At 60.2% G+C, this 25,047-nt stretch carries 15 protein-coding genes and 2 riboswitches; of the genes, 4 read left to right on the top strand and 11 right to left on the bottom strand.

The genetic code is table 11. The annotated features are described in order from the left end of the window. The first annotated feature begins 117 nt into the window (after window positions 1–117). Window positions 118–7,407 carry an NEL-type E3 ubiquitin ligase domain-containing protein gene (locus AC4IHP_RS08645; RefSeq protein WP_490831466.1) on the top strand — a complete coding sequence of 2,430 codons (7,290 nt, stop codon included), beginning with the start codon at window positions 118–120 and terminating at the stop codon, window positions 7,405–7,407. A gap of 48 nt (window positions 7,408–7,455) precedes the next feature. Here the strand turns inward: AC4IHP_RS08645 and metH are convergent, their stop codons facing one another. Continuing rightward, entirely contained in the window at window positions 7,456–11,166 is a 3,711-nt protein-coding gene (gene metH / locus AC4IHP_RS08640; protein ID WP_490831465.1) for a methionine synthase, read from the bottom strand. Window positions 11,167–11,320: 154 nt separating this feature from the next. On the opposite strand from metH, the gene AC4IHP_RS08635 reads away from it, so the two are divergent. Both AC4IHP_RS08635 and nfuA read left to right on the top strand, forming a co-directional pair. Further along, window positions 11,321–13,615 carry a fatty acid cis/trans isomerase gene (locus AC4IHP_RS08635; RefSeq protein WP_490831464.1) on the top strand — a complete coding sequence of 765 codons (2,295 nt, stop codon included), beginning with the start codon at window positions 11,321–11,323 and terminating at the stop codon, window positions 13,613–13,615. 103 nt (window positions 13,616–13,718) lie between these two features. After that, window positions 13,719–14,303 (top strand): Fe-S biogenesis protein NfuA, encoded by a 585-nt coding sequence (gene nfuA, locus AC4IHP_RS08630; RefSeq protein ID WP_003225494.1) that lies wholly within the window; start codon window positions 13,719–13,721, stop codon window positions 14,301–14,303. Between the two features lie 142 nt (window positions 14,304–14,445). Here the strand turns inward: nfuA and cobM are convergent, their stop codons facing one another. The 10 genes from cobM to AC4IHP_RS08580 form a co-directional block, all read right to left on the bottom strand. After that, window positions 14,446–15,192 (bottom strand): precorrin-4 C(11)-methyltransferase, encoded by a 747-nt coding sequence (gene cobM, locus AC4IHP_RS08625; RefSeq protein WP_460118782.1) that lies wholly within the window; start codon window positions 15,190–15,192, stop codon window positions 14,446–14,448. A 78-nt stretch (window positions 15,193–15,270) separates the two neighbouring features. Then, window positions 15,271–15,684, bottom strand: a complete 414-nt coding sequence (locus tag AC4IHP_RS08620) for a cobalamin biosynthesis protein (protein ID WP_460118784.1) — start codon at window positions 15,682–15,684, stop codon at window positions 15,271–15,273. Continuing rightward, window positions 15,681–16,382, bottom strand: a complete 702-nt coding sequence (locus tag AC4IHP_RS08615) for a CbtA family protein (protein WP_095179739.1) — start codon at window positions 16,380–16,382, stop codon at window positions 15,681–15,683. The genes AC4IHP_RS08620 and AC4IHP_RS08615 overlap by 4 nt, the downstream gene beginning before the upstream one ends. 11 nt (window positions 16,383–16,393) lie before the next feature. Further along, complete coding sequence (locus AC4IHP_RS08610; protein ID WP_016774486.1) at window positions 16,394–16,591, bottom strand: CbtB domain-containing protein; 198 nt, start codon at window positions 16,589–16,591, stop codon at window positions 16,394–16,396. Between the two features lie 123 nt (window positions 16,592–16,714). After that, window positions 16,715–16,933: riboswitch (cobalamin riboswitch) on the bottom strand. A 33-nt stretch (window positions 16,934–16,966) separates the two neighbouring features. Continuing rightward, on the bottom strand, window positions 16,967–17,293 hold the full coding sequence (locus AC4IHP_RS08605; RefSeq protein ID WP_460118786.1) for a hypothetical protein: 327 nt from the start codon (window positions 17,291–17,293) through the stop codon (window positions 16,967–16,969). Further along, the gene (locus tag AC4IHP_RS08600; protein ID WP_490831463.1) at window positions 17,280–17,978 is read right to left on the bottom strand and encodes an AzlC family ABC transporter permease; all 699 of its coding nucleotides are present in this window, start codon (window positions 17,976–17,978) and stop codon (window positions 17,280–17,282) included. Before AC4IHP_RS08600 ends, AC4IHP_RS08605 begins: the two co-directional genes overlap by 14 nt. Next, complete coding sequence (locus AC4IHP_RS08595) at window positions 17,968–18,885, bottom strand: sugar phosphate isomerase/epimerase family protein (protein WP_460118790.1); 918 nt, start codon at window positions 18,883–18,885, stop codon at window positions 17,968–17,970. The genes AC4IHP_RS08600 and AC4IHP_RS08595 overlap by 11 nt, the downstream gene beginning before the upstream one ends. Further along, the gene (locus tag AC4IHP_RS08590; protein WP_490831462.1) at window positions 18,882–21,302 is read right to left on the bottom strand and encodes an ATP-grasp domain-containing protein; all 2,421 of its coding nucleotides are present in this window, start codon (window positions 21,300–21,302) and stop codon (window positions 18,882–18,884) included. Before AC4IHP_RS08590 ends, AC4IHP_RS08595 begins: the two co-directional genes overlap by 4 nt. After that, window positions 21,299–22,546: a PLP-dependent aminotransferase family protein gene (locus AC4IHP_RS08585; RefSeq protein WP_490831504.1), complete on the bottom strand. Its 1,248-nt coding sequence runs from the start codon at window positions 22,544–22,546 to the stop codon at window positions 21,299–21,301. Before AC4IHP_RS08585 ends, AC4IHP_RS08590 begins: the two co-directional genes overlap by 4 nt. A 32-nt stretch (window positions 22,547–22,578) precedes the next feature. Then, window positions 22,579–23,331, bottom strand: a complete 753-nt coding sequence (locus AC4IHP_RS08580; protein WP_490831461.1) for a 2OG-Fe dioxygenase family protein — start codon at window positions 23,329–23,331, stop codon at window positions 22,579–22,581. 338 nt (window positions 23,332–23,669) lie between these two features. After that, a riboswitch (cobalamin riboswitch) is annotated at window positions 23,670–23,880 on the top strand. Between the two features lie 99 nt (window positions 23,881–23,979). Between AC4IHP_RS08580 and cobW the strand changes: the two genes are divergently transcribed. Next, complete coding sequence (cobW, locus tag AC4IHP_RS08575) at window positions 23,980–25,044, top strand: cobalamin biosynthesis protein CobW (protein WP_490831460.1); 1,065 nt, start codon at window positions 23,980–23,982, stop codon at window positions 25,042–25,044. The last annotated feature ends 3 nt before the right edge of the window (window positions 25,045–25,047 follow it).

Here is a 25,047-nt window from a genome sequence, read left to right as displayed (position 1 = left end):
GCGCTTCGGCTGGGACATTTGCATCCGCTTACCTATCGACACTTGAGCGATAGCCGGCTACCACCGAAGGGATAGCGGCAGATGGTCTGCTAACCACTCCATTAACAAGGAGTGACCATGGACGCTATCCCGACTCATTCACCGGCGCCGCCCGAGGCGTCGACCCCGCCCGCCAGACTCAGCGCGACACAGAGCATTCACAGCGGGTTTCTGCAGAAATCCGTCCCGGCATGGCTGAGCGGCGCATCGACGCAACGCCGTCAGGCATTAAAAGGTGTTTCGACCACGCTGCCGGCCTGGTATCAGGACGCCATGCCCGCGCAGCGCACCGCCCTGACCGACAGTTTTATCGCCAGCGTCACCGCGCAGAACGCTCTGGACGAAAGTCTGGCGTCGTTCCAGCAAATCGAGGCTTTTGCCCGGCCCTTGCTGATCAAGGCGCTCAAGGACCAGTATCAGGTGCAGGTGGACGTCGACAAAACCCAGCTGTGCCTCAAGCGCCCCGTGGATGTTGGCGTGCTGAAAATAGAGTTGGCATCGTTTGAGTTCCTCAAGCTGTCGATGCTCGATGCGGCGCTGCATAATTTTGAAGCCTATGAATGCGAAGCGGGCGCCTATCACGAGACGTCCGGTTTCCTCGTGGCGACCCAGACTGCGGCCACTTTCGAATCAGTGAGCATTGGCGTGACGGTCAGCCAGTTCCTGGGGCTTTGCCGCAGCCTGGATATCGGCAAGCAATATCAGACGTATCTGCAGGCGTTCTTTCATCCGGCCGATGCGGCGGCAGAAGACGCACTCCGCGATCCGTTCATAGCCAGCCAGAAAGCCACGATGCGCGCGGCGGCTGAACAGGCGTTGCTGCAAAAAGACATCGAACCGGCGGATTACACTATGATCCTGTCGGTTATCAATGGCGAGATGCATCCGTGGATGGGCGACAAACAGGTCTGGTTCAAAGACCTGGGCTTGATGAAGAAACGCCTGACCGGTTGCGTCGCGTTTGTGATCTGCGAGAAGTACCGCTACAGCGATGAGCTGCTCCTGTACATCCCTCACGATCCACATCACCCGCTCAAGCGCTATAGCTATGAGCAGATGCGTAGCGAATTCAAACGCCTGCTGACCGCCCGCGATGCGACCGAGGCGTCTGGCGCAGCGCCGACCCGGTACCAACAGTTTCTCAGCCAGTTTCTGCCCTGCGACCAGCGCCCTTACTACTTCAGTCAATTCACCCAAGAGGCGGCCGACTCGCCCAAAGATGTCTGGCAATTCTGGCGTTCGCCCTGGGCCACTGTCATCGATGCGATCAGCCCCGGTTCGGCCTTCACCAAAATCAGTGAAGTGCCCCCTGAGCGCAAGGTCAAACTCGAACCGGTGGCTGATCCTTATATCGCTCCGTCGACAATCGGGCGCGCGGGGCGGGGGCTGTGGGCGGCGAATGAAGATCTCTGGGAGTATCTGTTCACCCAGAACCGCGACAAAGCGATTGCCGATGCGCGAAGTCACGCCGTGCCGACGGCCGACGTCGATACGAAAGCCCGTGACGCCAAGCTCGCCCACCTGATGCAGGTTGGCATGCTCGGCTTGAACCTGGTGTCGATGTTCGTCCCGGTACTCGGCGAAGTGATGATGGTGGCCATGGCCAGTCAGCTGCTCTACGAAACCCTTGAGGGTGCTGTCGAATGGAGTGAAGGTGATCGCCGGGCAGCAAAAGACCATCTGATCGACGTGGCGGAGAATCTGGCGCTGATCGGCGTCATGGCGGGTGTCGGCGCCGGTGTGCAGACATTTACTGGCGCCCGGGCTGTGCCGGTGCTCGAACAGTTGAGCCCGGTGTCGCTGCCCACTGGTGAAACCCGGCTGTGGAAGCCTGATCTCGGCGCTTATCAATCCAGCGTGAGCCTGGACGCCAGCCTCGCCCCGAATGAAGCGGGCCAGTATGTGGTAGACGGCAACACGTACATCCGGCTCGACGGCAAGCTTTACCAACAGAGGTACGATCAAGCGCTCGGTAAATGGCGCATCCAGCATCCAACCAATGCCGGCGCGTATCAGCCTGTGCTGGAGAGCAATGGTGTGGGGGCCTGGCGTTTTACCCTGGAGCGACCTCTGGCGTGGGACCGTCTGACCCTGCTGCGGCGAATGGGGCTGCGCAGCGAAGCGTTTTCCGACAGCGAGCTGATCAGGGCCGCCGATATCAGTGGCGTCAGCGATGACGCGTTGCGCAAGATGCACCTCGATCACGCATCGCCACCGCCGCAGCTGCTGCAAGCCATGCGCATGCTCAAGGCCGATTCTGGCGCCGGGCGGGTCATCGAGCAGTTGCGCGGCACGCAACCGATCGACGAGATGTATTCGTATGCCTTGCCATTGGTTACTGAAATGCCGCTATGGCCGGCCAATCGGGTGCTTGAGGTATTCGACGGCGCGTACGTGTCCGGCAAATCCGTGAAGTACGGCGGTGCGCGTCGGGTACGGGGCAGTCGTGTCAGAGCACCGATCCAGGTCTCCCGGGCCGATATCCTCAGCGGAGAACTGCCGGCCGTCATTCTGGCAGCACTTGACGAAGCTGAAATCACCGGGCTGCTTGGGGAGCAGGGCGCACGGGTGCCTGAGGACAGGCCTGGCGAATTTGCCAGGCAGATAGCGGATTACGCACAAACCCGACAATCGGCGATCTACGACAGCATCTACAAAGGGACCGAACCTGCGGACCCTTTGGTCAAGCGATTGCAAAATGCCTGCGTGGGACTCACCGAGTCGGCTGCTCTGGACGTCCTCGCCCACGCCAGCTCTGGTGAACTGGAACAGCTGACGACCACAAAACGCGCGCCGCTGCGCATGCTCGAGCAAGCGCGCTGGTACGCACGGCAAAGCCGACAGGTCAGGGCTTTCGCCGGCCTGCGCAGTGAGAATATCGCTACGGCAGATAGCCGGCGTCTGGCACTGCAGACACTGGAAAACTTGCCCGGTTGGCCTGCTGGTTTGCGGCTGGAGGTGCGCGAAGGCAGTCTCGAAGGTTCGCTGCTCGACAGTGTGGGTACCGAGGCCGGTGGCGAGAAAAAGTACCTGATCAAAAAAGGTGCGCAATTCCAGGCTTTCAATGACCGTGGCGAAGAGCTCAACAGCCTGCCGCGTCACGGCGACAATTTTTACGCATCAATCATGCACGCCTTGCCCGACGAGGCACGCCGCAGCCTCGGGCTGCCGGCAGTCGGCCAGTGGGCTGAGCTGCAGCAAGCGATCATTGCGTACGCCGATCAACATCAAAGTACAGCGCTCTTTTTACTGGAGCCGCAGGCGAAGTGGCTCAGGCCTCCGGCGCGCATCCGCGAAAGGGCGATCGGCTATCGGGCCAGCGGGCGTGGCGCCGCGTTTAATCCCGAGTTGGTCGATCGATTGCGCGATGTCTATCCAGAGCTGACAGTTGAACAAGCGAACGGGTTTGTTCTGCAGCAGGTACGCCTGGGCAAAAGCAACGGTGAAATCTTTGAAATGGTGCAGTCGCGCCGTCAGGAATGGGAGCGGCTTAAAGCGACGCTTGAAGGATGGGTGGGACCTTCGCACACGGCGGCCAGTGATTTATCTGCAATGTTCCAGAGATCGCAAACGGCAAGTGCGCTGGAAGCATGCTGGCGCAGGGCCCCGCTAGCCGCTGACGATCAAAGTGCCGCCAGGCTGACGATCGTAAGCTATTACCCATTGCCAACGATTGAGGCAGATTTTTCCCATGTTCGCGACTTGACCCTGAGCGGTGACGGCATGACGGATATCGACGCCGACGCGTTTCTGTCGCGCTTTCCCAACGTGGTGCAGTTGACCCTCGGCGAGCGAGGCAGCGCTTTCGGCTCCTTCATAGGGCGGGAGCAATCACTGACCAGACTGCCGTCAGCGGTGAGTGCCATGCCCTCGCTGATAAGACTGCGGTTCAGAACCGGCGCGCAGTCCCTGAATGCTGGTTTTTCGCAGGGTCTGGCCGCAATGACGACGCTGCAAGAGCTTGATCTCGAACTGGTACGACTGGACGCCGACGCGCCAGCGCTTGAGCTGGGTACGCTGCAGCAGCTGAAAAGACTCAGAATTGCCGCGCCGGGCCTGACGCAGTGGCCGGTGTCTGTGGAAAGCCTGCCGAACCTGCAAAGGCTGGACCTGTCACAGACAGCCATCGCGACTGTCCCCCCGACACTCTATGCCGGGCATGAACAGGTGTGGGTGGGCCTGTCGCTGGATTGGTCGAAGTTTTCCCACGAGGCATTCAAGCCCGCTTACGACTACGTGAAAAATTACCTCGGCCCTTGGGGGCATCTGGTCGATCTTGACTTGATGGTACGCAGGTATTGCGCCGGGGAGCTGGAGTTCCTGACAGGCGAGGCGGGCCATGTGAATCCATTGCCGCAGCGGATCATGAATCTGTGGGATACACCGCAGACCCGCCTCGCCGCTGTCGAGGCGTTGCGGCTCGAGCACGCGGGTATTTTTCGCCAGTTTTACCAGCCGACGCTGTCCAGCGGATTGAGAAAGGCTGCACCGCTGCCAAGCTGGAGCCTGCCGCCCAATATCAGAGTGGTCCGCGCGCTGGAGAAACACTGGCGTGCCGCTGTTCGTCAGCGCTACGGCGTAAATGCCGATGCTCGACCAGCGAATTTTTTCACTTGGGCGCCCCGGGTAGATGGCAACGATGCGACGATTTTCGAGTTGCTCGATACCGCCTGGATTCAAGGTGAATCGGCTGTGAGCGAATTGCCCCGGTTACCGGCTGGCAGTTTTTCCCAGGTGCAGACCGTTCGCCTGGATCGTCTGGCGGTACCGGCCGAGCAGGTCCGTGGCTTCCTTCAGGCATTCAGCGGGGCCAAGACGTTGGAAATTACAGCCTGTGGCCTTACTGAGGTGCCGATTGCGCCGGAGGATTTTGTCCAATTGACGAGTCTGGACCTTTCGTACAACCGCATCGTCGTCACTCCCACGGTGCAGCGCCAGCTCAGCGCGTTGGCACAGCTGCAACACTTCAACGCTTTCCTCAATCCGCTGGCCGCAATCGACGTGTCCGCACTGACCCGGCTGCAGTCACTCAGGCTCACCTCGACCGGACTGCATGCGTGGCCATCAGGCGCTGAAAGTCTGCCGCAGCTGAAATGGCTCGATCTGCGTTACAACTCGATCAGCGCGCTGCCTGAGCACGTGCTCGCTCACGAGGATGTTTTGCTCAGAACCGATCTGGCCAACAATGCCTTCAGCCCCGAAGGAAGGGCAGCGCTCACGGTTGCGCAGCGCCGGATCGAAGGTATCAGAGGTTTGCCCGCCGGCGCGCTGGAGCGCTTCGAGCGCGGCTCACCGCCATTTTCAACCATCGGCATGTCTCCCGAAACTGCAGGCTCTCTGGCCGAATACCTACTGCCGCTGCCTCGGCGGACGCCGGCGCTGGAGGGTGCTCAGGGATTTGTCAGTCGAGTGCAGGACCTGAACCCGGCGCTCTCGGCAGATCAGGCAACAGCCTGTGTGACGCGATTGCGCAATGCGGGCATGACCGAGGCCCAGATCGACACCCGGCTCATTGAATGGCTTCAGGCCAGCGAGGCATTGGTTCGTGAGCTGAACGACTGGATATTCACCCGCGAGGTGCAAATCAACGGCAATCGGGAGTCGGCGTTCAGCCGGCAATCGGTGGCGCAGAAAATTCGTGACTGCTGGCAGGACGGATTGACCGGTTCTGGTACAGGGGCGGGCCACACGCTGGACTTCACCGGACTGCAGATCGGCCAGTTGCCCCGCTTGGAGACGGTGTTTACGCATGTCCGGACACTGAACCTGACCGGCCTCGGGTTCACCGTCGACAGTTTCAATCTGTTCTGCACCGCGTTCCCTGAACTGACCGCACTGAAACTCAACGGCAACGCGTTACAGCTGCTGCCGGATGCCGTGAAAAGCCTGAGCCGCCTTGAGCGTCTGGAACTCAGCGGTAACCGCTTGGAGGACGCGCTAACGTTGCAAAGCCTGGTCGCTACCCCTCGCTTGCGCTTGCTGGATTTGAGTCACAACCGGCTCGACGTTTTCGACGCCAGCGTGTTCGTTCAGCTCGAAACCCTCGACCTTGCTCATAACGGTCTCGATGCCTGGCCGGACGGCGTGCTGGAACTGGCACAGCTGCGCACATTGAATCTGACAGGCAATGACATCACGCAGTTTCCGGACCGGCTGCTGGGTGGCAATCACGAGGGCCTGGTGGCGGGCACCGACCTTTCCGACAACACCCTGACGCTCAACAGTCTGGAACAACTGCGTGATCACAGTGCGGCTCACGGCAACCGTGACGTGATGGGCTATTCGAGTACGACGCTGGACCAGGAAATGGCGCAGCGGCTGGTTTCTGAAAGTGAATCCGGTTCGGACTCGGACTCGGATTCAGATTCGGACAGCGACGGCCATGATACTCATGCAGTTGTCGAGGCCGATGAAGTCATCGATAACCCGCTGCAGGATGTGGCTGCTCCGGCCATGGACATCTGGCTGACCTACACGCCTTCGGATGTCCGTGTGGAGCGATATGCGCTCTGGCTGCAGTTGGCTGAACAGGTCGGGCATGAGTCGTTTTTCCATTTGCTCTCGACATTGCGCTATACCGCCGAGTACCAGCTGTCGGGCGCCGACCTGACGCACCGGGTATGGCAGGTGATACAGGCGGCGACAGAAGACAGCGAGTTGCGCCAGTTGCTGTTTGCCAACGCCGATACCCATGGCACCTGTGGCGATGGCCGGATTCTGTCGTTCAGTGAACTGGAAACCCGCGTCTATGAATTCAATGCTCTGCGCGACGTACCGCTCCATCGTCCGCAACAGCGCGGCAAAGCCTTGCTGGACCTGACCCGGCGTCTGTTCCGTCTGGAGCGGGTCGACCGGCTTGCCGAGGCGGCCGGGAAAAACAAGGATCGGGCGGAGATCCGCCTGCAGTACCGGATCGGCATGATCCGCGGCTGGCCTGACGGCCTGGAATTGCCCGCGCAACCGGAACACATGTTGTACGCCACGCCGATTCGCGGGCGGACCCTGCTCAACGCCCGCGCCTCCGTACTGGCGGACGAGGCGTCCGACCTGTTTATCGAGGACCTGATTTCCCGTGACTACTGGGTGCGTTACCTGCGCGACCAGCATCCCGAAGTGTTCGATGAGCTGGAACGCAACGCGACCCGACGTCAGGAGGAGGTTGAAGATGCGTATGCGCGCAGAGATGACAGTCAGGACGTGCTTGATCAATATCTGGCTGCAATGAATCAACTGGAAATCGAAACCGCCGAAGCACGGAACCTCAAACTCAAGGAGCTGACACGTACGGCGGTGGCACAAACCCCGGCGAGCACCACGCAAGCGGGCTCATCGTCACCGCAACCCGGGCCTTCTCAACCCCGAACCTGATGCCTGAAGCAGCCTGGGAGCGCACGGCTCCCAGGCTTTCGCTGTGTATCAGCTGTCGTAACCCAGGTTCGGTGCCAGCCAGCGCTCGGTGACGCTCAGGTCCTGGCCTTTGCGCGCGGTGTAGCTCTGCACCTGATCCTTGTCGATCTTGCCCACGGCAAAGTACTGCGCCTGCGGATGGGCGAAGTACCAGCCACTGACCGCAGCGGCGGGGAACATCGCGTAGTGCTCGGTAAGGAACACGCCGCTGCGTCCGGCACGCATTTCAGCCGCTTCGGGGTCAAGCAAGGTGAACAGCGCGGCTTTCTCGGTGTGATCCGGGCAAGCCGGGTAGCCGGGAGCGGGGCGGATGCCACGGTATTGCTCTTTGATCAGCGCATCGTTGTCGAGGGTCTCGTCTTTGGCGTAACCCCAGTGCTCTTTGCGCACTTGCTGGTGCAGCCATTCCGCGCACGCTTCGGCCAGGCGGTCGGCGAGGGCCTTGACCATGATCGAGTTGTAGTCGTCGCCAGCGTCCTGATAGGCCTTGGCCACTTCTTCGGCGCCGATGCCAGCGGTGGTGATAAAGCCGCCGACATAGTCGGTGACTTCGCTGTCCTTTGGCGCCACAAAGTCGGCGAGACAGAAATTCGGTTTGCCGTCGGTCTTGATGATCTGCTGACGCAGGTGATGCAGTTTAGCCAGCGGCTCGCCGTTATCGTCGTACAGCTCGATGTCGTCTTCGTTGACCTGATTGGCCGGCCAGAAACCGAACACGGCACGGGCGCTGATCAGCTTTTCGTCGATCAGCTTGGCGAGCATTTCCTGGGCGTCCTTGTACAGCGCGGTGGCGGCTTCACCGACCACTTCATCTTCGAGAATGCGCGGGAACTTGCCGGCCAGGTCCCAGGAGATGAAAAACGGCGTCCAGTCGATGTATTCGGCCAGCACCTTCAGATCGATATTGTCGAGCACCTTGCTGCCGGTAAAGGTCGGTTTGACTGGCTGGTAATTGGCCCAGTCGAATTGCGGCTTCTTGGCGATGGCGGCAGCGTAGCTCAGGCGTTCGGTGCGGGCGCTACGGTTGGAGGTACGCTCGCGCACGTCGATGTATTCCAGACGGGTTTTCTCGACGAAACCGGCCTTGAGCTCCTTGGACAGCAACTGCGTCGCCACGCCAACGGCGCGTGAGGCGTCGGTCACGTAGACCACCGCGTCGTTGCTGTACTTGGGCTCGATCTTCACCGCCGTGTGAGCCTTGGAGGTGGTTGCGCCACCGATCATCAGCGGCAGGTGGAAATCCTGGCGCTGCATCTCACGGGCAACGTGGACCATCTCGTCCAGCGACGGGGTGATCAGGCCGGAAAGGCCGATGATGTCGCATTTCTCTTCCCTGGCGACCTGCAGGATCTTCTCGGCCGGGACCATCACGCCGAGGTCGACAATGTCATAGCCGTTGCAACCAAGCACCACGCCGACGATGTTTTTGCCGATGTCGTGGACGTCGCCTTTGACCGTGGCCATGAGGATCTTGCCCTTGGCCTCCGGTTTGTCGCCTTTCTCAAGTTCGATGAACGGAATCAAGTGCGCCACGGCCTGCTTCATCACGCGGGCGGATTTCACCACTTGCGGGAGGAACATTTTGCCCGCGCCGAAGAGGTCGCCGACGATGTTCATGCCGGACATCAGCGGGCCTTCGATCACTTCGATCGGCCGCGCAAACGACTGCCGGGACTCTTCGGTGTCTTCGACGATGTGCGTGGTGATGCCCTTGACCAACGCGTGTTCCAGACGCTTGTTGACGTCCCAGTTGCGCCACTCTTCGGTCTCGGCTTCCTTGACGCTGCCGTCGCCCTTGTACTTGTCGGCAATGGCGAGGAGGGCGTCGGTGCCGTCCGGCGTACGGTTGAGAATCACGTCTTCAACAGCGTCGCGCAGCTCGACCGGGATCTGATCGTAGATCTCCAACTGGCCGGCGTTGACGATGCCCATGGTCAGCCCGGCGCGGATCGCGTAGAGCAGGAACACCGAATGAATCGCCTCACGCACCGGGTTGTTGCCACGGAACGAGAACGACACGTTGGACACGCCGCCGGAGCTCAGTGCATACGGCAGTTCATCGCGGATGTAGGCACAGGCATTGATGAAGTCGACGGCGTAGTTGTTGTGCTCTTCGATGCCGGTGGCGACGGCGAAGATGTTCGGGTCGAAGATGATGTCTTCCGGCGGGAAGCCGACTTCGTTGACCAGAATGTCGTAGGAGCGTTTGCAGATTTCCTTTTTGCGCGCTTCGGTGTCGGCCTGGCCGGCTTCGTCGAAGGCCATCACCACCACCGCAGCGCCGTAGCGCTTGCACAGCTTGGCGTGATGGATGAACTGCTCGACGCCTTCTTTCATGCTGATCGAGTTGACGATGCCCTTGCCCTGAATGCACTTGAGACCGGCTTCGATGACTTCCCATTTCGACGAGTCGATCATGATCGGCACGCGCGAGATATCCGGTTCGCCGGCGATCAGATTGAGGAAGGTCACCATGGCCTTCTTCGAATCGAGCATGCCCTCGTCCATGTTGATGTCGATGATCTGCGCGCCGGCCTCGACCTGCTGCAGAGCGACTTCAAGGGCTTCGGTGTAGTTGTCTTCACGGATCAGGCGGGCGAATTTTGCGGAACCTGTGATGTTGGTGCGCTCGCCGACGTTGACGAACAGCGAGCTGCGATCGATGGTGAACGGCTCCAGACCGGAGAGGCGGCAGGCCTTGGGAATGTCCGGAATCTGACGTGGCGCGTAACCGGCCACGGCTTTGGCGATGGCTTCGATGTGGCCCGGCGTGGTGCCGCAGCAGCCGCCGACGATGTTGAGGAAACCACTCTGGGCGAATTCTTCGATGACTTTGGCGGTTTGCGAGGGCAGTTCGTCGTACTCGCCGAATTCGTTGGGCAGGCCAGCGTTCGGGTGCGCCGAAACGTGGGTGCTGGCCTTGTTCGACAGCTCTTCCAGGTACGGGCGCAATTCGCTGGCGCCGAGGGCGCAGTTCAGGCCTACGGAAATCGGCTTGGCGTGAGCCACCGAGTTCCAGAACGCTTCGGTGGTCTGGCCGGACAGGGTGCGACCGGAGGCATCGGTGATCGTGCCGGAAATCATGATCGGCAGTTCGAGGTGCAGTTCTTCGAACACGCCCTGCACGGCGAAAATCGCCGCTTTGGCGTTGAGCGTGTCGAAAATGGTTTCGATCAGGATCAGGTCGGCGCCGCCCTCGATCAAACCTTTGGTGGCTTCGGTGTAGTTTTCCACCAGCTCATCGAAGGTCACGTTGCGGTAACCGGGGTTGTTGACGTCGGGCGACAGCGAGCAGGTACGGCTGGTCGGGCCAAGCACGCCGGCAACGAAGCGCGGCTTGGCCGGGTTTTCGGCGGACTTGGCGTCGGCAATCTTGCGCGCCAGACGTGCGCCTTCTACGTTTAACTCGTACGCCAGCTCTTCCATGCCGTAATCGGCCATGGAAATGCGCGTGGCGTTGAAGGTGTTGGTTTCGAGAATGTCGGCGCCGGCGTCCAGATAGGCTTTTTCGATACCGCCGATCACGTCCGGACGGGTGATCACCAGCAGGTCGTTGTTGCCCTTGACGTCACTCGGCCAGTCCGCGAAGCGTTTGCCGCGATAATCCTGCTCTTCGAGCTTGTAGCTCTGGATCATCGTGCCCATCCCGCCGTCGAGAATCAGGATGCGCTCTTTGAGGGCTTGCTTGAGAGCTTGAAGGCGGACGCTGCGATCGGACATGTGGACTACTCGAAAAGACCATTACGAAGGAGCGCGATCATAGCAAACCTGTGCGCTTTTGGAGCATGCGCAGCTTTTGCATGAATATCGCTCATGTTGGTACGAGCGTCATAACGGTAGAATTGCAGCCTTTTTTATAATCGAGACCAGCAGCATGCCGCACCGCTTCATCAGTTTATGGTTGCTGGTCCTGAGTGGAAGCGTCGCGGCGCAAGATCCTGCCATTTCTTCTGCTATCTCTTACAGCCGGGATATCCAACCGATCTTCACCGAGAAGTGCGTAGCCTGCCATGCCTGCTATGACTCGGCCTGTCAGCTCAATCTGGGCAGTGGCGAAGGCGCCGCCCGTGGCGCGAGCAAGATGCCGGTGTACGACGGCGAACGCACCCAGGCTGCACCGACCACGCGTTTGTTTTACGACGCCTTCGGCAAGCGCGCCTGGCAACAGAAAGACTTCTATTCGGTCCTCGACGCCCAGGGCAGTCAGGCCGCACTGATGGCGCGCATGCTTGAACTCGGCCACAAGACGCCGCTGACGCCGAACGCCAAACTGCCCGAAGACATTGTCCTGGGGCTCAATCGCAACAATCTATGCGCCATGCCCGCCGAATTTGACGCGTATGCCGGGGTGCACCCGAAAGAGGGCATGCCGCTGGCGGTCACTGGCCTGACCGACCAGCAATACCAGACCTTGCAGCGCTGGCTGGCGTCTGGCGCGCCGATTGACGAGCAGAGCCAGGCGCCGAGTGCCAAAGAGGCCATGCAAATTCTGCAGTGGGAAAACCTGCTCAACGCCCCCGGTGCCCGGCAGAGTCTGGTCGGGCGCTGGCTGTTCGAGCACTGGTACCTGGCGCACATCTATTTCAAGGATGGTGAGCCGGGGCATTATTTCCAGTGGGTGCGTTCGCGTACGCCGAGCGGCCAACCGATCGACCTGATCGCCACTCGCCGTCCCAACGACGATCCGGGCACGCAGGTGTATTACCGCTTGTGGCCAGTGCAGGGGGTGATCGTGCACAAGACGCACATCACCTACCCGCTGAGCGCGGCGAAAATGGCCCGCATCAAAAGCCTGTTCTACAGCGGCAACTGGCAGGTCAACGCGCTGCCGGGCTACGGCCCGCAGAGCCGGGCCAATCCGTTTGCCACCTTCGAAGCGATTCCGGCGCAGGCGCGCTATCAGTTCATGCTCGATAACGCCGAATACTTCGTCCGCACCTTCATTCGCGGGCCGGTGTGCCGTGGGCAGATCGCGACCGACGTGATTCGCGACAACTTCTGGGCGCTGTTCCAGGCCCCGGAACATGACCTCTACATCACTGACCCGAACTACCGTGGCCAGGCCACGCCGCTGCTGGCAATGCCGGGGCAGAACGACGATGTCGGCAGCGTGCTGAGCCTGTGGCGCAACTACCGTGACAAGCGCAACGAATACGAGGCACTGCGCCGTGACAGCTACGCCGATCTGCCGGCGCCGAGCTGGTCGACGCTGTGGGCCGGCAACGACAACGCCTTGCTGAGCATTTTCCGCCATTTCGACAGCGCTTCGGTGACTAAAGGCCTGATCGGTGAAGTGCCGCAAACCATGTGGCTATTCGACTATCCGCTGCTCGAGCGCACCTATTACCAGCTAGCGGTCAACTTCGATGTGTTCGGCAACGTCTCCCATCAGGCGCAGACTCGCCTGTATTTCGACCTGATCCGCAACGGTGCCGAACAGAACTTCCTGCGCCTGATGCCCGCCGACTCGCGCGAGGACTACCTCAACGATTGGTATCAGGATGGCGGTCAGTTCAAGATGTGGCTGGACTATGAAGCCATCGACGACGACAAACCGACCGCATTGAAACTCGACGAAAATGACCCGAAACGCGATTTCGCCATGCAATTGCTGGCGCGCTACGGCGATCTGAACGCGCGGCCAGACCCGATCAATCGCTGCGACGGCGCTTATTGCTCACGGCCGAATATCGATCCGGCATTGCAGAACGCCGAGCAGGCCTTGAGCCGTCTGGCCTCGCGACCGGCAGCGGGGCTGAAAGTCATCGACCAGTTGCCCGAGGCGACCTTGCTGCGCGTCGAAACTGCCAGCGGCAAGCGCGAGGTCTACAGCCTGCTGCGCAACCGTGCGCACAGCAACGTGGCGTTTCTGCTCGGTGAGTCGCGGCGCTATCAGCCGGGGCTCGACACGTTGACTGTCTATCCGGGCGTACTCACCAGTTACCCGAACTTCATGTTCAACGTACCGGCCGAGCAGGTGCCGGCGTTTGTCGATGCCATGGAGAACGCCAGGGATGCCAATCGCTTCGAAAAAATCGTCGAACGCTGGGGCATTCGCCGCAGTCATCCGCAGTTCTGGCGGTATTTCCATGATCTGAGCCAGTACATCCACGAAACCGATCCGGTGGAAGAGGGTGTGCTGGATATGAACCGGTACGAGAACCTTTGAGCATTCGCCGGCGTGTGCCGAGATTCTTTCCTGACAAAAATACTAGGACTTTGTCAGCCGCGCCGATTGGCGTAAACTGCGCCCAAGCCTGCGAGGAGTTTTTATGACCGCTATTACCATTACCGACGCCGCCCATGATTACCTGGCCGATCTGCTCTCCAAGCAGAACACCCCGGGCATCGGCATCCGCGTCTTCATCACCCAGCCTGGCACCCAGTACGCCGAAACCTGCATTGCCTACTGCAAGCCGGGCGAAGAGAAGCCTGAAGATACCGCGCTGGGGCTGAAAAGCTTCACTGCCTACATCGATTCCTTCAGCGAAGCGTTTCTTGACGACGCCGTTGTCGACTATGCCACCGACCGCATGGGCGGCCAGCTGACCATCAAGGCGCCGAACGCCAAAGTGCCGATGGTCAATGCCGACAGCCCGGTCAACGAGCGCATCAACTACTACCTGCAAACCGAGATCAACCCGGGGCTGGCCAGCCACGGCGGTCAGGTCAGCCTGATCGATGTGGTCGAGGACGGCATTGCCGTGTTGCAGTTTGGGGGCGGTTGCCAGGGCTGCGGCCAGGCCGACGTAACCTTGAAGGAAGGCATCGAGCGCACCTTGCTCGAGCGCATTCCTGAGCTCAAGGGCGTTCGCGACGTGACCGACCATACGCAGAAAGAAAACGCCTACTACTAAGGCGTTCGCTGCGAACATGAAAAACGGCGCCCCGTGAGCGCCGTTTTTTTATGGGCAACATTTGCCGCCCATTCGCGAGCAGGCTCGCTCCCACAAAGAAATGCAATCCGATGTGTGAGCGAGCCTGCTCGCCAAAGCGCCTTCAAGGGCGATAAAGATGTGCATGCCCGGCGCGATACAGCGAAGACTCGCTGAACACCTCACTGCCCAGCACCCGCCCGACCAGAATCAACGCCGTACGTCGAAAGCCTTTGGCCTCGACCTTGTCGGCAATGTCCGCCAACGTACCAACCACCCAATCCTGATCCGGCCATGTCGCGCGGTGAATAACGGCAATCGGGCAATCCGCGCCGTAGTGCGGCAGCAGTTCAGACAGAATCTTCTCCAGATGATTGACCCCCAAGTGGATCGCCATGGTCGCGCGGTGCTGCGCCAGACTGGCCAGTTCTTCGCCGGCCGGCATCGCGGTCTTGTCGGCGTAACGGGTCAAAATCACGCTTTGCGAGATGTCCGGCAAGGTCAACTCGGCGCCGAGCAGCGCTGCGCATGCCGCTGTAGCCGTCACGCCGGGAATGATCTCGAAAGGAATGCCCAGCTCACGCAAATAGCGAATCTGCTCACCAATCGCTCCGTACAGACTTGGATCTCCGGAGTGCACACGGGCCACATCCTGGCCTTTGGCATGGGCGCTCCTGATCAAATCGATGATCTGCTCAAGGTGCAGCTCAGCGCTGTTGACCACGATTTCGGCTTGGTGACCTTCCAGAACCGCCGTCGGCACCAGCGAACCGGCGTAGATAATCACCGGGCAGTTGCGAATCAGGCGCTGGCCTTTGACAGTGATGAGTTCGGGGTCGCCGGGGCCGGCGCCGATGAAGTAGACGGTCATCGTTGAATCCTTGGTAAGAAGCGCAGCCGCACCTCAGATGAAGTGTGCTCATGATCGATGGCGGGGATTATCGGGATTTTAACCGGCGCCAGCCAAGGCCAGCGTGGCCTGCGCATATTTCTGCCGGGGTATCAGCAGTTTCACCGGTGCCTGAATCAGTTGCTCGGCCAGCGCCAGCGCGGCGCTTTCCGCCACGCCGTAGCAGCCGGTGCGCTCAAAGGCGATCTGCGATTGATGGCTGAGACGCTGTTGATAGGGCGCCAGCTCGGCACTGTTGAAATACTGCAGTGGCAGGTTCAGTTGTGTGGCCAGTTCCAGCAGACCCGGTTCGTCGCGTTTGAGATCGATACTGGCCAAAGCCCTGACTGCTCGCAGTTCAATGCGATGCGCCTGCAACGCCTGATCGAGTAACGCGCGCAACGTACTGGCCGGGCAGCCGCGCTGGCAGCCGAGGCCGACCACGAGGGTCGGCGCTGCGCGGTCATCGGTCATGCCTGATATTGGCCTGCGCTTTTGCGGCGGAACAACCACGCACTGATCAGGCCCAAGGCCAGCCAGAACGCGACGTTGGTCAACTGCGAAGCGATTTTGAACTGGGTTTCCAGTGCCTCTGGCGCGAGCATGGAATGCACCTGCGGTTGTGGTGCGCCGATCACATGCGGCACGGCGAGAATCGCCACGCCGAGAAGCTTCATCAGCCAGTGGCGGCTGAAGGCGATCAACGCCAGACCGACAGCGGTCGAAGCGGCAGTGCCGATCCACCAGATCTGCCGAGAAGCCAGATCAGCAGCCGCAGTGCCCGGCAATTCAGGTGGCAGCCCCAGCGTCGGTGCGAGAACGAACGTGGCATAACCGGCCAGACCCCAGAGCAGGCCTTGCGAGGTCTTGGTCGGCGCGCGCAGGGTGTACAGGCCGGCGAGCATCAAGGCGAAACCCACCGCCACCACCAGATTACCGCCAGTGGTCGAGACCACGCGCTGCCAGCCGTCTTCCGGCTCCCAGGCTTCGCCATCGTGGCTGTGGGCGGCAGTGCCAGCAGCATGTTCGTGGACTTGCGCGACCGGTTCGGATTTCTCGAACGTTTCGGCCTGAAGAATCAGTGGCGAGACCCAAAAACTCTGCAGCAAAGTCAGGAGCAGGGCGGCCAGCAAGCCGGTGAATCCTGCGGTTTGCGCGATACGCTTGATCATGTCGGCAGGCCTCAGTGGCACGGGAACGCGGCACTGTGGCGCGTATCGTGGGCGGCGTTGTGCACCGCTTCGATGTGCGAGAAACCGGCGAACCAGACCAGGCTGGCACCGAGGATCGAGGCGAAGAGGGCGGCAGCTACGCGCTGGCCCAGGGTGGTGCTGCTGGAGATGTGGTCAGTGTGGCTGACGGTATTGCTGATGATCGACATAGCGCTTCCCTCTGAAATGTCAGCGGGTAAACAGAGCGCATGAAAAACCCCGCGAGCCGGGCACGCAGGGATTTCGAACAGCGCCCGCCCACCGCGGGTTTGTTTGTGGTCAGCGGCGCTGGTGCGCGCTGGATGTTGCGGGCCGGTCTCCGGGCTTGCGAGGGGCTGGCTTGTCGCCGACCTGCAAGCGTCACCTTCCCATGCCGGGGCACAGTGGATTTGACGCTTCGCTCGCTTACCGTTGCGGGGGCAGCACCGGACTGACATGGCTTTGAGTAAAGCACATGATTCACCGGTTTCCCGTTTCACCCTGTGAAGGGCACCCGTAACAAGGTGTGCAGGAGAACATGGGCGGCGATTGTCGTCAATCGACCGCTAGCGCATTACGAGCAGCACGTAGAGCGCCAAAGCGATCAGAAACGCGTAGTAGGACTTGAGTGGCGTCAGGCTCAGCAGCCAGGCCAGCACCACTGGCGCCATCCACGGCAGGTTCTCTGCGTGCTGGCTGGCCAAGGGATAGAGCGCTGCCGCCAGCAAACTCACCAGCATCGCCACCGAGGTGTATTTGCCCAGTCGGTCAATGAACGTGCGCGCACCGCCGGACAGCCGTTCGACGTCGACCGCCAGGGGCAGCAAACGACAGATTGCCGACACCAGCGCGCAAATCGACACGTACAGCCAGAACGTACTAGGGTCGGTCATAGGCATAACTCGTCAGTACCGTGACGGCGAGCACCAGCAGCAGGCTGATTTCGCCGAGCCATAACAAGCTTGCAACGCTGGCCAGGCCGGCAATCCATTGGCCGTGGAAGCTCTGACGGTCGCGGGCCATCTTGCCCAGCGAAGCGCTGAGAAAGATCGCGATCACCACGTTGGCGTGATCCATCAAGGCATTGTCGGCCAGGCTGGCGAAGCAGTAGCCGGCCATGGTGCCAAGCAGAGCGGCGCCATACAGCAAAAAACACACAGTGTTGGCGTACGGACGGCTGATCGATTGCTGCTCCTTGCGAATCGACATCAGCGTGAAGGCTGCATTGGCCATCACCGCCAGCGCCGGGATGAACGCTTTGACCGGGCCGTCGAGGCTGGATTTCAGGCTCAGAGTGAATACCAGAAAACGCAGGTTGATACTCAGCGCCGAGACCAGCACGCCAAAGGCATTGAGCAGGTGCGCGGGCGTCTCCAGCAGCGTCAGTTGCAACGGCGAGGCCATCACCGTGCCGCTGAACACCACCATCGCCGGCAATTCCAGACCATGACGGCGCCCGAGCATGCCGATCAGTGTGAACGTCAGCAACAGCGAGAACACGAAGGGCAGCGCGTCGCGGATGCCCGTCGCTATCTCGCTCTGTGATCCAGCTTTCGCCAGACTGGATTCAGCCGGCATGGGTGTTCTGTCGCGCGTCGGCAAGCAAGGTCTCTACGCCTTGTTTGTAGGCCAGCGCCTTCTCCAGGTAATACTCGGTGGAAAAGCGCGGAATGAATTCCTCCACCACCGCCACGCCTCGATAGCCATTGACCGCGAAGCGATTGAGCACGTCGCTCAAGCGCAGATTGCCTTCGCCGATTGGCAGATGTTGGTGGTGCGTGTCGTTGAGGTCGGCAATGTGCAGATGGCGGGTCACCGGTGCCAAAGTGGCGATGGCTGCGAACAAATCTTCGCCGTAGGGCATCAGCGAGCAGAGGTGCGTTACGTCGATGGTCACGAAGCAACCGGTCTCGCGATGGAAACGCAAGTGTTCCTCGACTGTGAAAACCGGGAACTTCGGACGCTGGCCACCCATGTTTTCCAAACACAAAGCGATGCCCGTCGTGTTGCAACGCGCCTTGACCTGATTAATGGACGCGATGAGGTTGTCGAGCAATTCAGCGTTTTCCAGATGATCCTTGTAACCGGGATGAAAAGTCACGCTGGTCGCACCGGCCGCGCGCGAGAACTCCACGGCTGCGCTCAGGCAGTCGACGGCCTGGGCACGCTCGGCCTGATCCGCAGAGCACAGGTTGTACTGTCGCCCCCACCACCCGGCATGCACTGTCAGCGTGATGCCTTTGTGCTGGATGAAGTGGTGAATCTGCCGGGCAAGTTCAGCGCGCTGCCCGGTGTCGAGAGACCAGAACACCTGTTCGGCGTCCTCGCCGATTTCAAACTCCACTGCCTTGAAGTGCCGGGCCAGATCAGTGATCGAGCCAAGGATGTCTGCGGGATTGTCGTACACATTGGTTGAAAACGAGATCAGCGGAAAGTCAGGGCTGATCGGTCCATCGATGTGGTACAGCGTTTCGTCTCTGCTCATTGCACCTGTCCTTGGGTATTGAAAGGTGGGTTGGAAATCGCCGCGTTGAAAAGCACCGGGTCATCCGCTTCACAGCAGGCGAGCAATACGTAGCCGTGGCGATCGGCGGAGCGGTGGATGGGGTGGCCGAACTTCTCGTGATTGAGGCTTGCCCGCAAGGCGAATGGTTGTCGCAGCAGGCTTGCCTTGAGTGGCTGCGGATCGGTTGCCGGGTCCGCTTCGATGTAGCGGATGGCCATTTTCACAAACTGTTTTGCGGGCGTCGGCAGCGCAATGCCGGTCATGCCGGCGATCGTGCTGGCGGCGAGATGCACGCCGGTGGTTTTCCAGACCATTTCCCAGATCTGGTCACCGCCGAAGCGGGTCTGGGTTTCGATGAAATGCAGGCGTGAACCGTCGAGCTTGATCTCGGTATGCGCCGGCCCCCAACGATTGCCCATGCGCTCGAGCAGCCACAGCACTGCCTCTTCGATCCGGGCGCGACTGGAGCTGTCGAGCGCGGCGGGAAAATCATGTCCGGTCTCAACGTAGCCCGGCGCGCCGCTGGTGTGTTTGCGGGTGATACCGAGAATCTGATGGTGTCCGTCCAGGCTCAGGGACTCGACACTGTATTCGTCACCCCGGGCGAACGCTTCGATCAGATTGTTGCCTGCAAGCGGCAGACGCTCGGCATCTTCCGGCGTGTCGATGGCGTAGACGCCCAGGCTGCCTGAGCCATCGACGGGTTTGACAATGGCCGGGCCGTGGCGAAGGACGAAGGCGCGAACTTGTTCAACGCTGCTGACCGCGTCTGCCGGCAGTTCGTAGCGGCTGCCCTGGAGCAACTGGCGGAAGCGCAATTTGTCGCGGCTGACTTCGACGCTGCGCACGTTGTTGTGGCTGATGCCCAGCTTTTGCCCCAGTTGCGAGGCGGGCAACAGACCCAGTTCCGAGAACGATACAACGGCGTCGAAGGGGCGCTGCCGGTGCAGCCGCGCAATGGTTTCGCTGTAGGCCGACAGATCGGCGATGTCCGTCGTCAGCACCAGGGTGGCATGTTGACGCTGGTAGTCCGTGACCGCCGTCGGCTGTTGCACAAGGGTAAAGCGCAGCTGGCGCGCAGTGTCCCAATCCAGTCCTGAATCGCGCCCGCCGATTACCAGAACATGCCTGGTATTGGTTGCAGTAGCGTTTTCGCCGTAGACATCGATGTCGGCGACCGCCAGCAGTGATTGACGCAAGCTTGCCGTGTCGGGCTGTTTGAATTCGACGTAGAGATAGTTTTGAAAGCCGTGGCTGACCGGGCCGATGGCATCTCCCGGATTCACGTAGGCATACCAGCGCTGAAAACCCGGCACATCGGTCAGACGTTCGGCGTCGTACACCCCATCAAAGAGACGGTCAGAGCGGGCGAAGGGTGTGGCGATGCCGAACGGTGTAGGCGTGTCACTGGCCGACGGCAGCGTTTGTGCGCTGAGCGCCCGGTGGTAGCAGACGTCCAGCGCCACGCCCCAGGCTTGCCGGATGACGTGAATCCGGCTGCCTCCCGGGCGTGCACCGACTTCAAGGATTCTGGGGCCGTTGGCGGTGAGAATGAATTCGACATGGGCAAAGGTGCCCTTGAGCTCAAGCGCTTTGACGGCATCGTGGGCCAGACGCTGGCAGCGCTCGTGCAGATCCGCATCGGCTGCAAGCGTCGAGGGTGTGTAACGGGCAAAGTGGTGGAAGTCTGCGCGACCGATATCGACGCCAGCGATGACGTCGACGATTGCAAAACTGTGGGTCGTGCCGTCAGGTTCGATCGCGCAGTCAATGGAGTGGTTGGAGCCGTGAAGGAATTCTTCCAGCAGCAGTTGATCGCTCTCGCGGTCCTTGCCGGCGACATAACGCTGCAGCAGTGGCCATTCGTGGCTGGCATAGTCGAACAGATCCCGTTGGTCATGAATGCAGCGCACAAACAGACTGCTGTAAAGGCTGGCCGGTTTGAGAATGAACGGGTAGGGCAGCTCGGCGGGGCGCGCCAGCAGATCGTCGATGCGTACCTCGCGCGACATCACGTGCAGATCAGGGTTGACCGATTGCTGAAAGCGTTGACGCTGCAGGAGCTTGTCCAGCGTGTTTTCGACGTTGCGGTGCAAATGAGCCAGTGCCGGAATCGCCGTGCACAGCCGGGCCGTGGTTGCGACGTAGCTTTCACGGAAGTTCAGCACGCTGGTGAAGCGGTGCTCGTGCAGCAACTGTTGCGTCAGTTCGACCAGTTCGGCCGTCAGTCCTTTGGAAAAGTCGTACAGCGCGACCGGCGAAATCCGCTTCGCGTCGGCAATCTTGCTGGTTACGCGGCTGTCGGCAATCAGCAGTGGTTTGATGCCCTCGGCCAGCAGGCCCTCGTACTCGCCATCACGGACGTTGCCCAGAATCAGGCAGGCTGGCGCGCTCATTGGCGACTCTCCCGGTCGAAGCTGTAATGAACCTGATTCAAACGCTGGCAAATATGTGCCAGGCGGATGCGGTCGATGCCATTCGCACCACGGTTCAGGACGTTACGGATGATTTGCGCCAATGCCTCGAGATCCTCTGTGGTGATGCCCAGACGAGTGATTTCCTGAAGCCCGAAGCGCAGGCAGTCGCGACCGTTCACTTGCTTGTTGTTGACTCGGATGCCCAGCTCATTGAGCTGCTGCGCCGCTTGCCTGGCCTGTTCACCTTCGAGCAGCAGCAAGTGGGTGTCGGTGGGGTGCAGTCTCCAGCCTGGCATGTCGGCCAGCGCGTCGTGCAGTTGCTGGCTATTGGCACACATGCGCCGGGCGTAGGCCTGGCCGAAACACTCGGTTTCGATGAGGGTGACGAACAGTTGCAGCAAACCGGGCAGATTCGGCGATGACACCAGCCCGCCGCTGAGCGTTTGCTCGATCGACCGCGCCAGATCGGCGCGGCGCGTGACGATCAGCGCCCGGTGCGGACCGGCCATGGATTTGTGGGTATTGCCTTGCAGGATGTCGGCACCTTCGTCGAGCGGATTCGGGAATGCCTGACCTGCGATCAGTCCCAAGGTGTGTGAGGCGTCATAAAGAATCAGGGTGTGCTCGAGGCCGCAGCGGTCGAGTAACGCGCGCAACGGCTTGATAGCGATGGCGCGGATGGTCAGGCCATGATCGAGCAGCACTGCCGAAGGAGGCGCAGCGAGTGACCGAACGACCTGCTCGAAATACGCCAGATCGATTTGCCCGTCTGTTGTCATCCGGCAATAAACGCTGTGCCTGCCGATTCGTCGTACCAGTGGGCCAGTGGCGAAATGCCCGCCACTCTCGGGGGCCAGCGACACAATGGTGGCCCCTGGTTCAGTCAGGGCAGCCAATACGCTCAAGGTGCAATGGACGCCGGATAGCACGCGGTATTCGACAAATGGCGCGTTGAACATTGCCTGCGCGGCTTGCTTTGCCAACGCCTTCAATGTTTCGACTTCAGGAAAATGTTCGACCTGCATACCGTTGAATTCGGCGGCGTAGCGCTGCCCTTCAATGGCCTTGGCATTGAACAGATAGCGCTCGTAGTGGCGGTTTTGCCCGAGCGTTCGCGCAGTATCCGACAAGACGTTTTCATTGGCCGTCAATGACAAAGTGCAAGTTCGTCTGGACCAGGCTTGCTGGAACTGCTTCAGAATAAAATCATGTGTGCCAGGCATGGCAATGGGAAGTGCATGATTTGAATGATTCATTAGTAGTCCGCCAGGTCGAAGTCGATAATCAACATGTCGCGGCTGCCGCGATCGGAATGAATGCCTGATGTTTGCAAGGCAGAAACTTCGTGCGTAAGTATTCGGTCATTCAGGACGATAGTTTCCAGATAGTCCGTAAGCGTTGCGCTGAACACACAGCCGCGTTCGTCATGAAATACCCGGCTTTCGCCGCCGATGACATGCTGGCGATCGATCAGGTGTTGAAAAACAAAGTCATGCCCATCACGATGCCGGCCCTCAGGCGTGGCGTGCCCGTCAGTGCCTGGATCGCAGAGAATGCGGAACTGGTGGCAGGTCACCAGCCAGTCGCGCCGCCCGACCGTCAACTCCATGAGTGCCAGATCGGCGGCCAGCAACGAGCGCAACACTGCGGACTCGATGAACGTCGCTTCGCTGCGCTGGTAGGTGCGCTGGACGCCGCCCAGTAGCGGGTTGTGCGCTTCGGTCTGAAAGAAGTGGCAATCGGGCAGCGGCGCCCACTTGCCTTCGCGGTGGCGATATTCGAATTTGCAGATGCGCCTCTCGCGGCTACCGTGCTGCACGCTCAAATACGTATCTGCGCACAAACGCTCCCAGGTTGCATTGAAATTGCGGAACTCTGTTTGGCCAAGCGATGCAAGTTCGGCCGATGGATAATCGTAACTGTGCGCGTAGTGGCAATTAACCAGTAATTCGGAAAGTTGTTTTAATACGGCTGCGTCTGATTGCCGTAATGCGTTGCCAGCACTCATGGTGCTGGCTCGCTGACAGAGTGGGTATGAAAAAACAGGATTGAACGCTGACGAAAATCAGGCATGCCGAAAATCCTTTTATGTGTGATTCATAATCCGTATGAATATTTATAGTTCATATCTTGTTTCGATTTATCAATTTTGTTTTTGTAAAGAAATGTAATTCGTTGGATTAATGGCTCTGGTTCAGGCTTTAGCGTGATTGAGTTATTAGTGTGTGTATTTATGTATGTAGGAAATAACTTACAAGTAACTGAGGGCGGTTCGACGTATATATATGAAAGTTCATCTCCATATAACGAGATCGTTGCAGATGTTGACCCGCCCCCCGGGCATGCGTAGCCTTGCGCTTTCGAGGTTCTTCGGCACTTGCCGAAGCTAAGAAGGGAACGCGGTCGAAGCCGCGGCTGCCCCCGCAACTGTGAACGGTGATGTTCGTTGCCACGCCACTGCCAGCTCAACCGATGAGCAGCGGGAAGGCGCAGCGAACGCCAGGCCCCGCGCCTGAACGCCGTCAGCCAGGAGACCTGCCTCGTCACAGATTCTCACTACAACCGGGCGGGGTGATCCGGTGGCGAATGCTTCCGGCGTGCACGCGCGCTGCCGGTTCTCGTCCCGTATGCCCGCCGCTTGCCAAAGGGCATACCGATGAAAACACTGGCCAAACTCCCCGTCACCATCGTCACCGGTTTCCTCGGTTCGGGCAAAACCACGCTGCTGCGGCACATGCTCGACAACGCTCAGGGCCGGCGTATCGCGGTGATCGTCAACGAGTTCGGCGAGCTCGGCATCGACGGTGAAATCCTCAAGCAATGCACCATCGGCTGCACCGAAGAAGAGGCCAGTGGCCGCGTTTATGAGCTGGCCAACGGCTGCCTGTGCTGCACGGTGCAGGAAGAATTCTTCCCGGTAATGCGCGAACTGGTCGCCCGTCGCGGTGACCTTGATCACATCCTTATCGAAACCTCCGGTCTGGCTCTGCCCAAGCCGTTGGTGCAAGCCTTCCAGTGGCCGGAAATTCGCAGCGCCTGCACCGTCGACGCTGTCATCACCGTGGTCGACAGCCCGGCTGTTGCTGCTGGTACGTTCGCCGCGTTCCCGGATCAGGTCGATGCCCAGCGCAAACTCGATCCGAACCTCGACCACGAGTCGCCGCTGCACGAATTGTTCGCCGATCAACTGGCCAGTGCTGACCTGGTCATCCTCAACAAAGCCGACCAGACCAGCCCGGAAGATCTCGCTCGGGTACGCGCTGAAGTCGCCGAAGAGCTGCCGCCAGCGGTGAAAATCATCGAGGCCAGCAACGGCCGCCTGCCGCTGGACGTGCTGATCGGTCTCGGTGCCGGCTCCGAGGAGCACATCGACAGCCGCCACAGTCACCACGATCACCATCACGACGGTGATGACGACGATCACGATCATGACGCCTTCGACTCGATCTCCATCGAACTGCCGCAAGCCGATGAAAGCCTGCTGCTCGATGCTCTGACGCAACTGGTGGTGCAGCACGGCATCCTGCGCGTCAAAGGTTTCGCCGCTATCCCGAGCAAACCAATGCGCCTGCTGATCCAAGGCGTCGGGACACGTTTCGACAAGCATTTCGACCGCCAGTGGGGTGCCGAGGAAGCGCGCGTCACGCGCCTGGTGCTGATCGGTCAGGAGCTTGATGCGGCACAGCTCGAAGCGCAATTGCGCGCTGCGCTCAGCGTTTAAGCC

It is taken from the genome of Pseudomonas sp. UF-293 (assembly GCF_058245595.1).
Note: the sequence above shows the minus strand (reverse complement) of the source record. Positions and strands in the feature narration are given on the sequence as shown.

Bases quoted from the DNA above. Each gene is read 5' to 3' on its own strand.
- AC4IHP_RS08645 (WP_490831466.1), top strand. From the start codon at position 118: ATGGACGCTATCCCGACTCATTCACCGGCGCCGCCCGAGGCGTCGACC.
- metH (WP_490831465.1), bottom strand. From the start codon at position 11,166: ATGTCCGATCGCAGCGTCCGCCTTCAAGCTCTCAAGCAAGCCCTCAAA.
- AC4IHP_RS08635 (WP_490831464.1), top strand. From the start codon at position 11,321: ATGCCGCACCGCTTCATCAGTTTATGGTTGCTGGTCCTGAGTGGAAGC.
- nfuA (WP_003225494.1), top strand. From the start codon at position 13,719: ATGACCGCTATTACCATTACCGACGCCGCCCATGATTACCTGGCCGAT.
- cobM (WP_460118782.1), bottom strand. From the start codon at position 15,192: ATGACCGTCTACTTCATCGGCGCCGGCCCCGGCGACCCCGAACTCATC.
- AC4IHP_RS08620 (WP_460118784.1), bottom strand. From the start codon at position 15,684: ATGACCGATGACCGCGCAGCGCCGACCCTCGTGGTCGGCCTCGGCTGC.
- AC4IHP_RS08615 (WP_095179739.1), bottom strand. From the start codon at position 16,382: ATGATCAAGCGTATCGCGCAAACCGCAGGATTCACCGGCTTGCTGGCC.
- AC4IHP_RS08610 (WP_016774486.1), bottom strand. From the start codon at position 16,591: ATGTCGATCATCAGCAATACCGTCAGCCACACTGACCACATCTCCAGC.
- AC4IHP_RS08605 (WP_460118786.1), bottom strand. From the start codon at position 17,293: ATGACCGACCCTAGTACGTTCTGGCTGTACGTGTCGATTTGCGCGCTG.
- AC4IHP_RS08600 (WP_490831463.1), bottom strand. From the start codon at position 17,978: ATGCCGGCTGAATCCAGTCTGGCGAAAGCTGGATCACAGAGCGAGATA.
- AC4IHP_RS08595 (WP_460118790.1), bottom strand. From the start codon at position 18,885: ATGAGCAGAGACGAAACGCTGTACCACATCGATGGACCGATCAGCCCT.
- AC4IHP_RS08590 (WP_490831462.1), bottom strand. From the start codon at position 21,302: ATGAGCGCGCCAGCCTGCCTGATTCTGGGCAACGTCCGTGATGGCGAG.
- AC4IHP_RS08585 (WP_490831504.1), bottom strand. From the start codon at position 22,546: ATGCCTGGCACACATGATTTTATTCTGAAGCAGTTCCAGCAAGCCTGG.
- AC4IHP_RS08580 (WP_490831461.1), bottom strand. From the start codon at position 23,331: ATGAGTGCTGGCAACGCATTACGGCAATCAGACGCAGCCGTATTAAAA.
- cobW (WP_490831460.1), top strand. From the start codon at position 23,980: ATGAAAACACTGGCCAAACTCCCCGTCACCATCGTCACCGGTTTCCTC.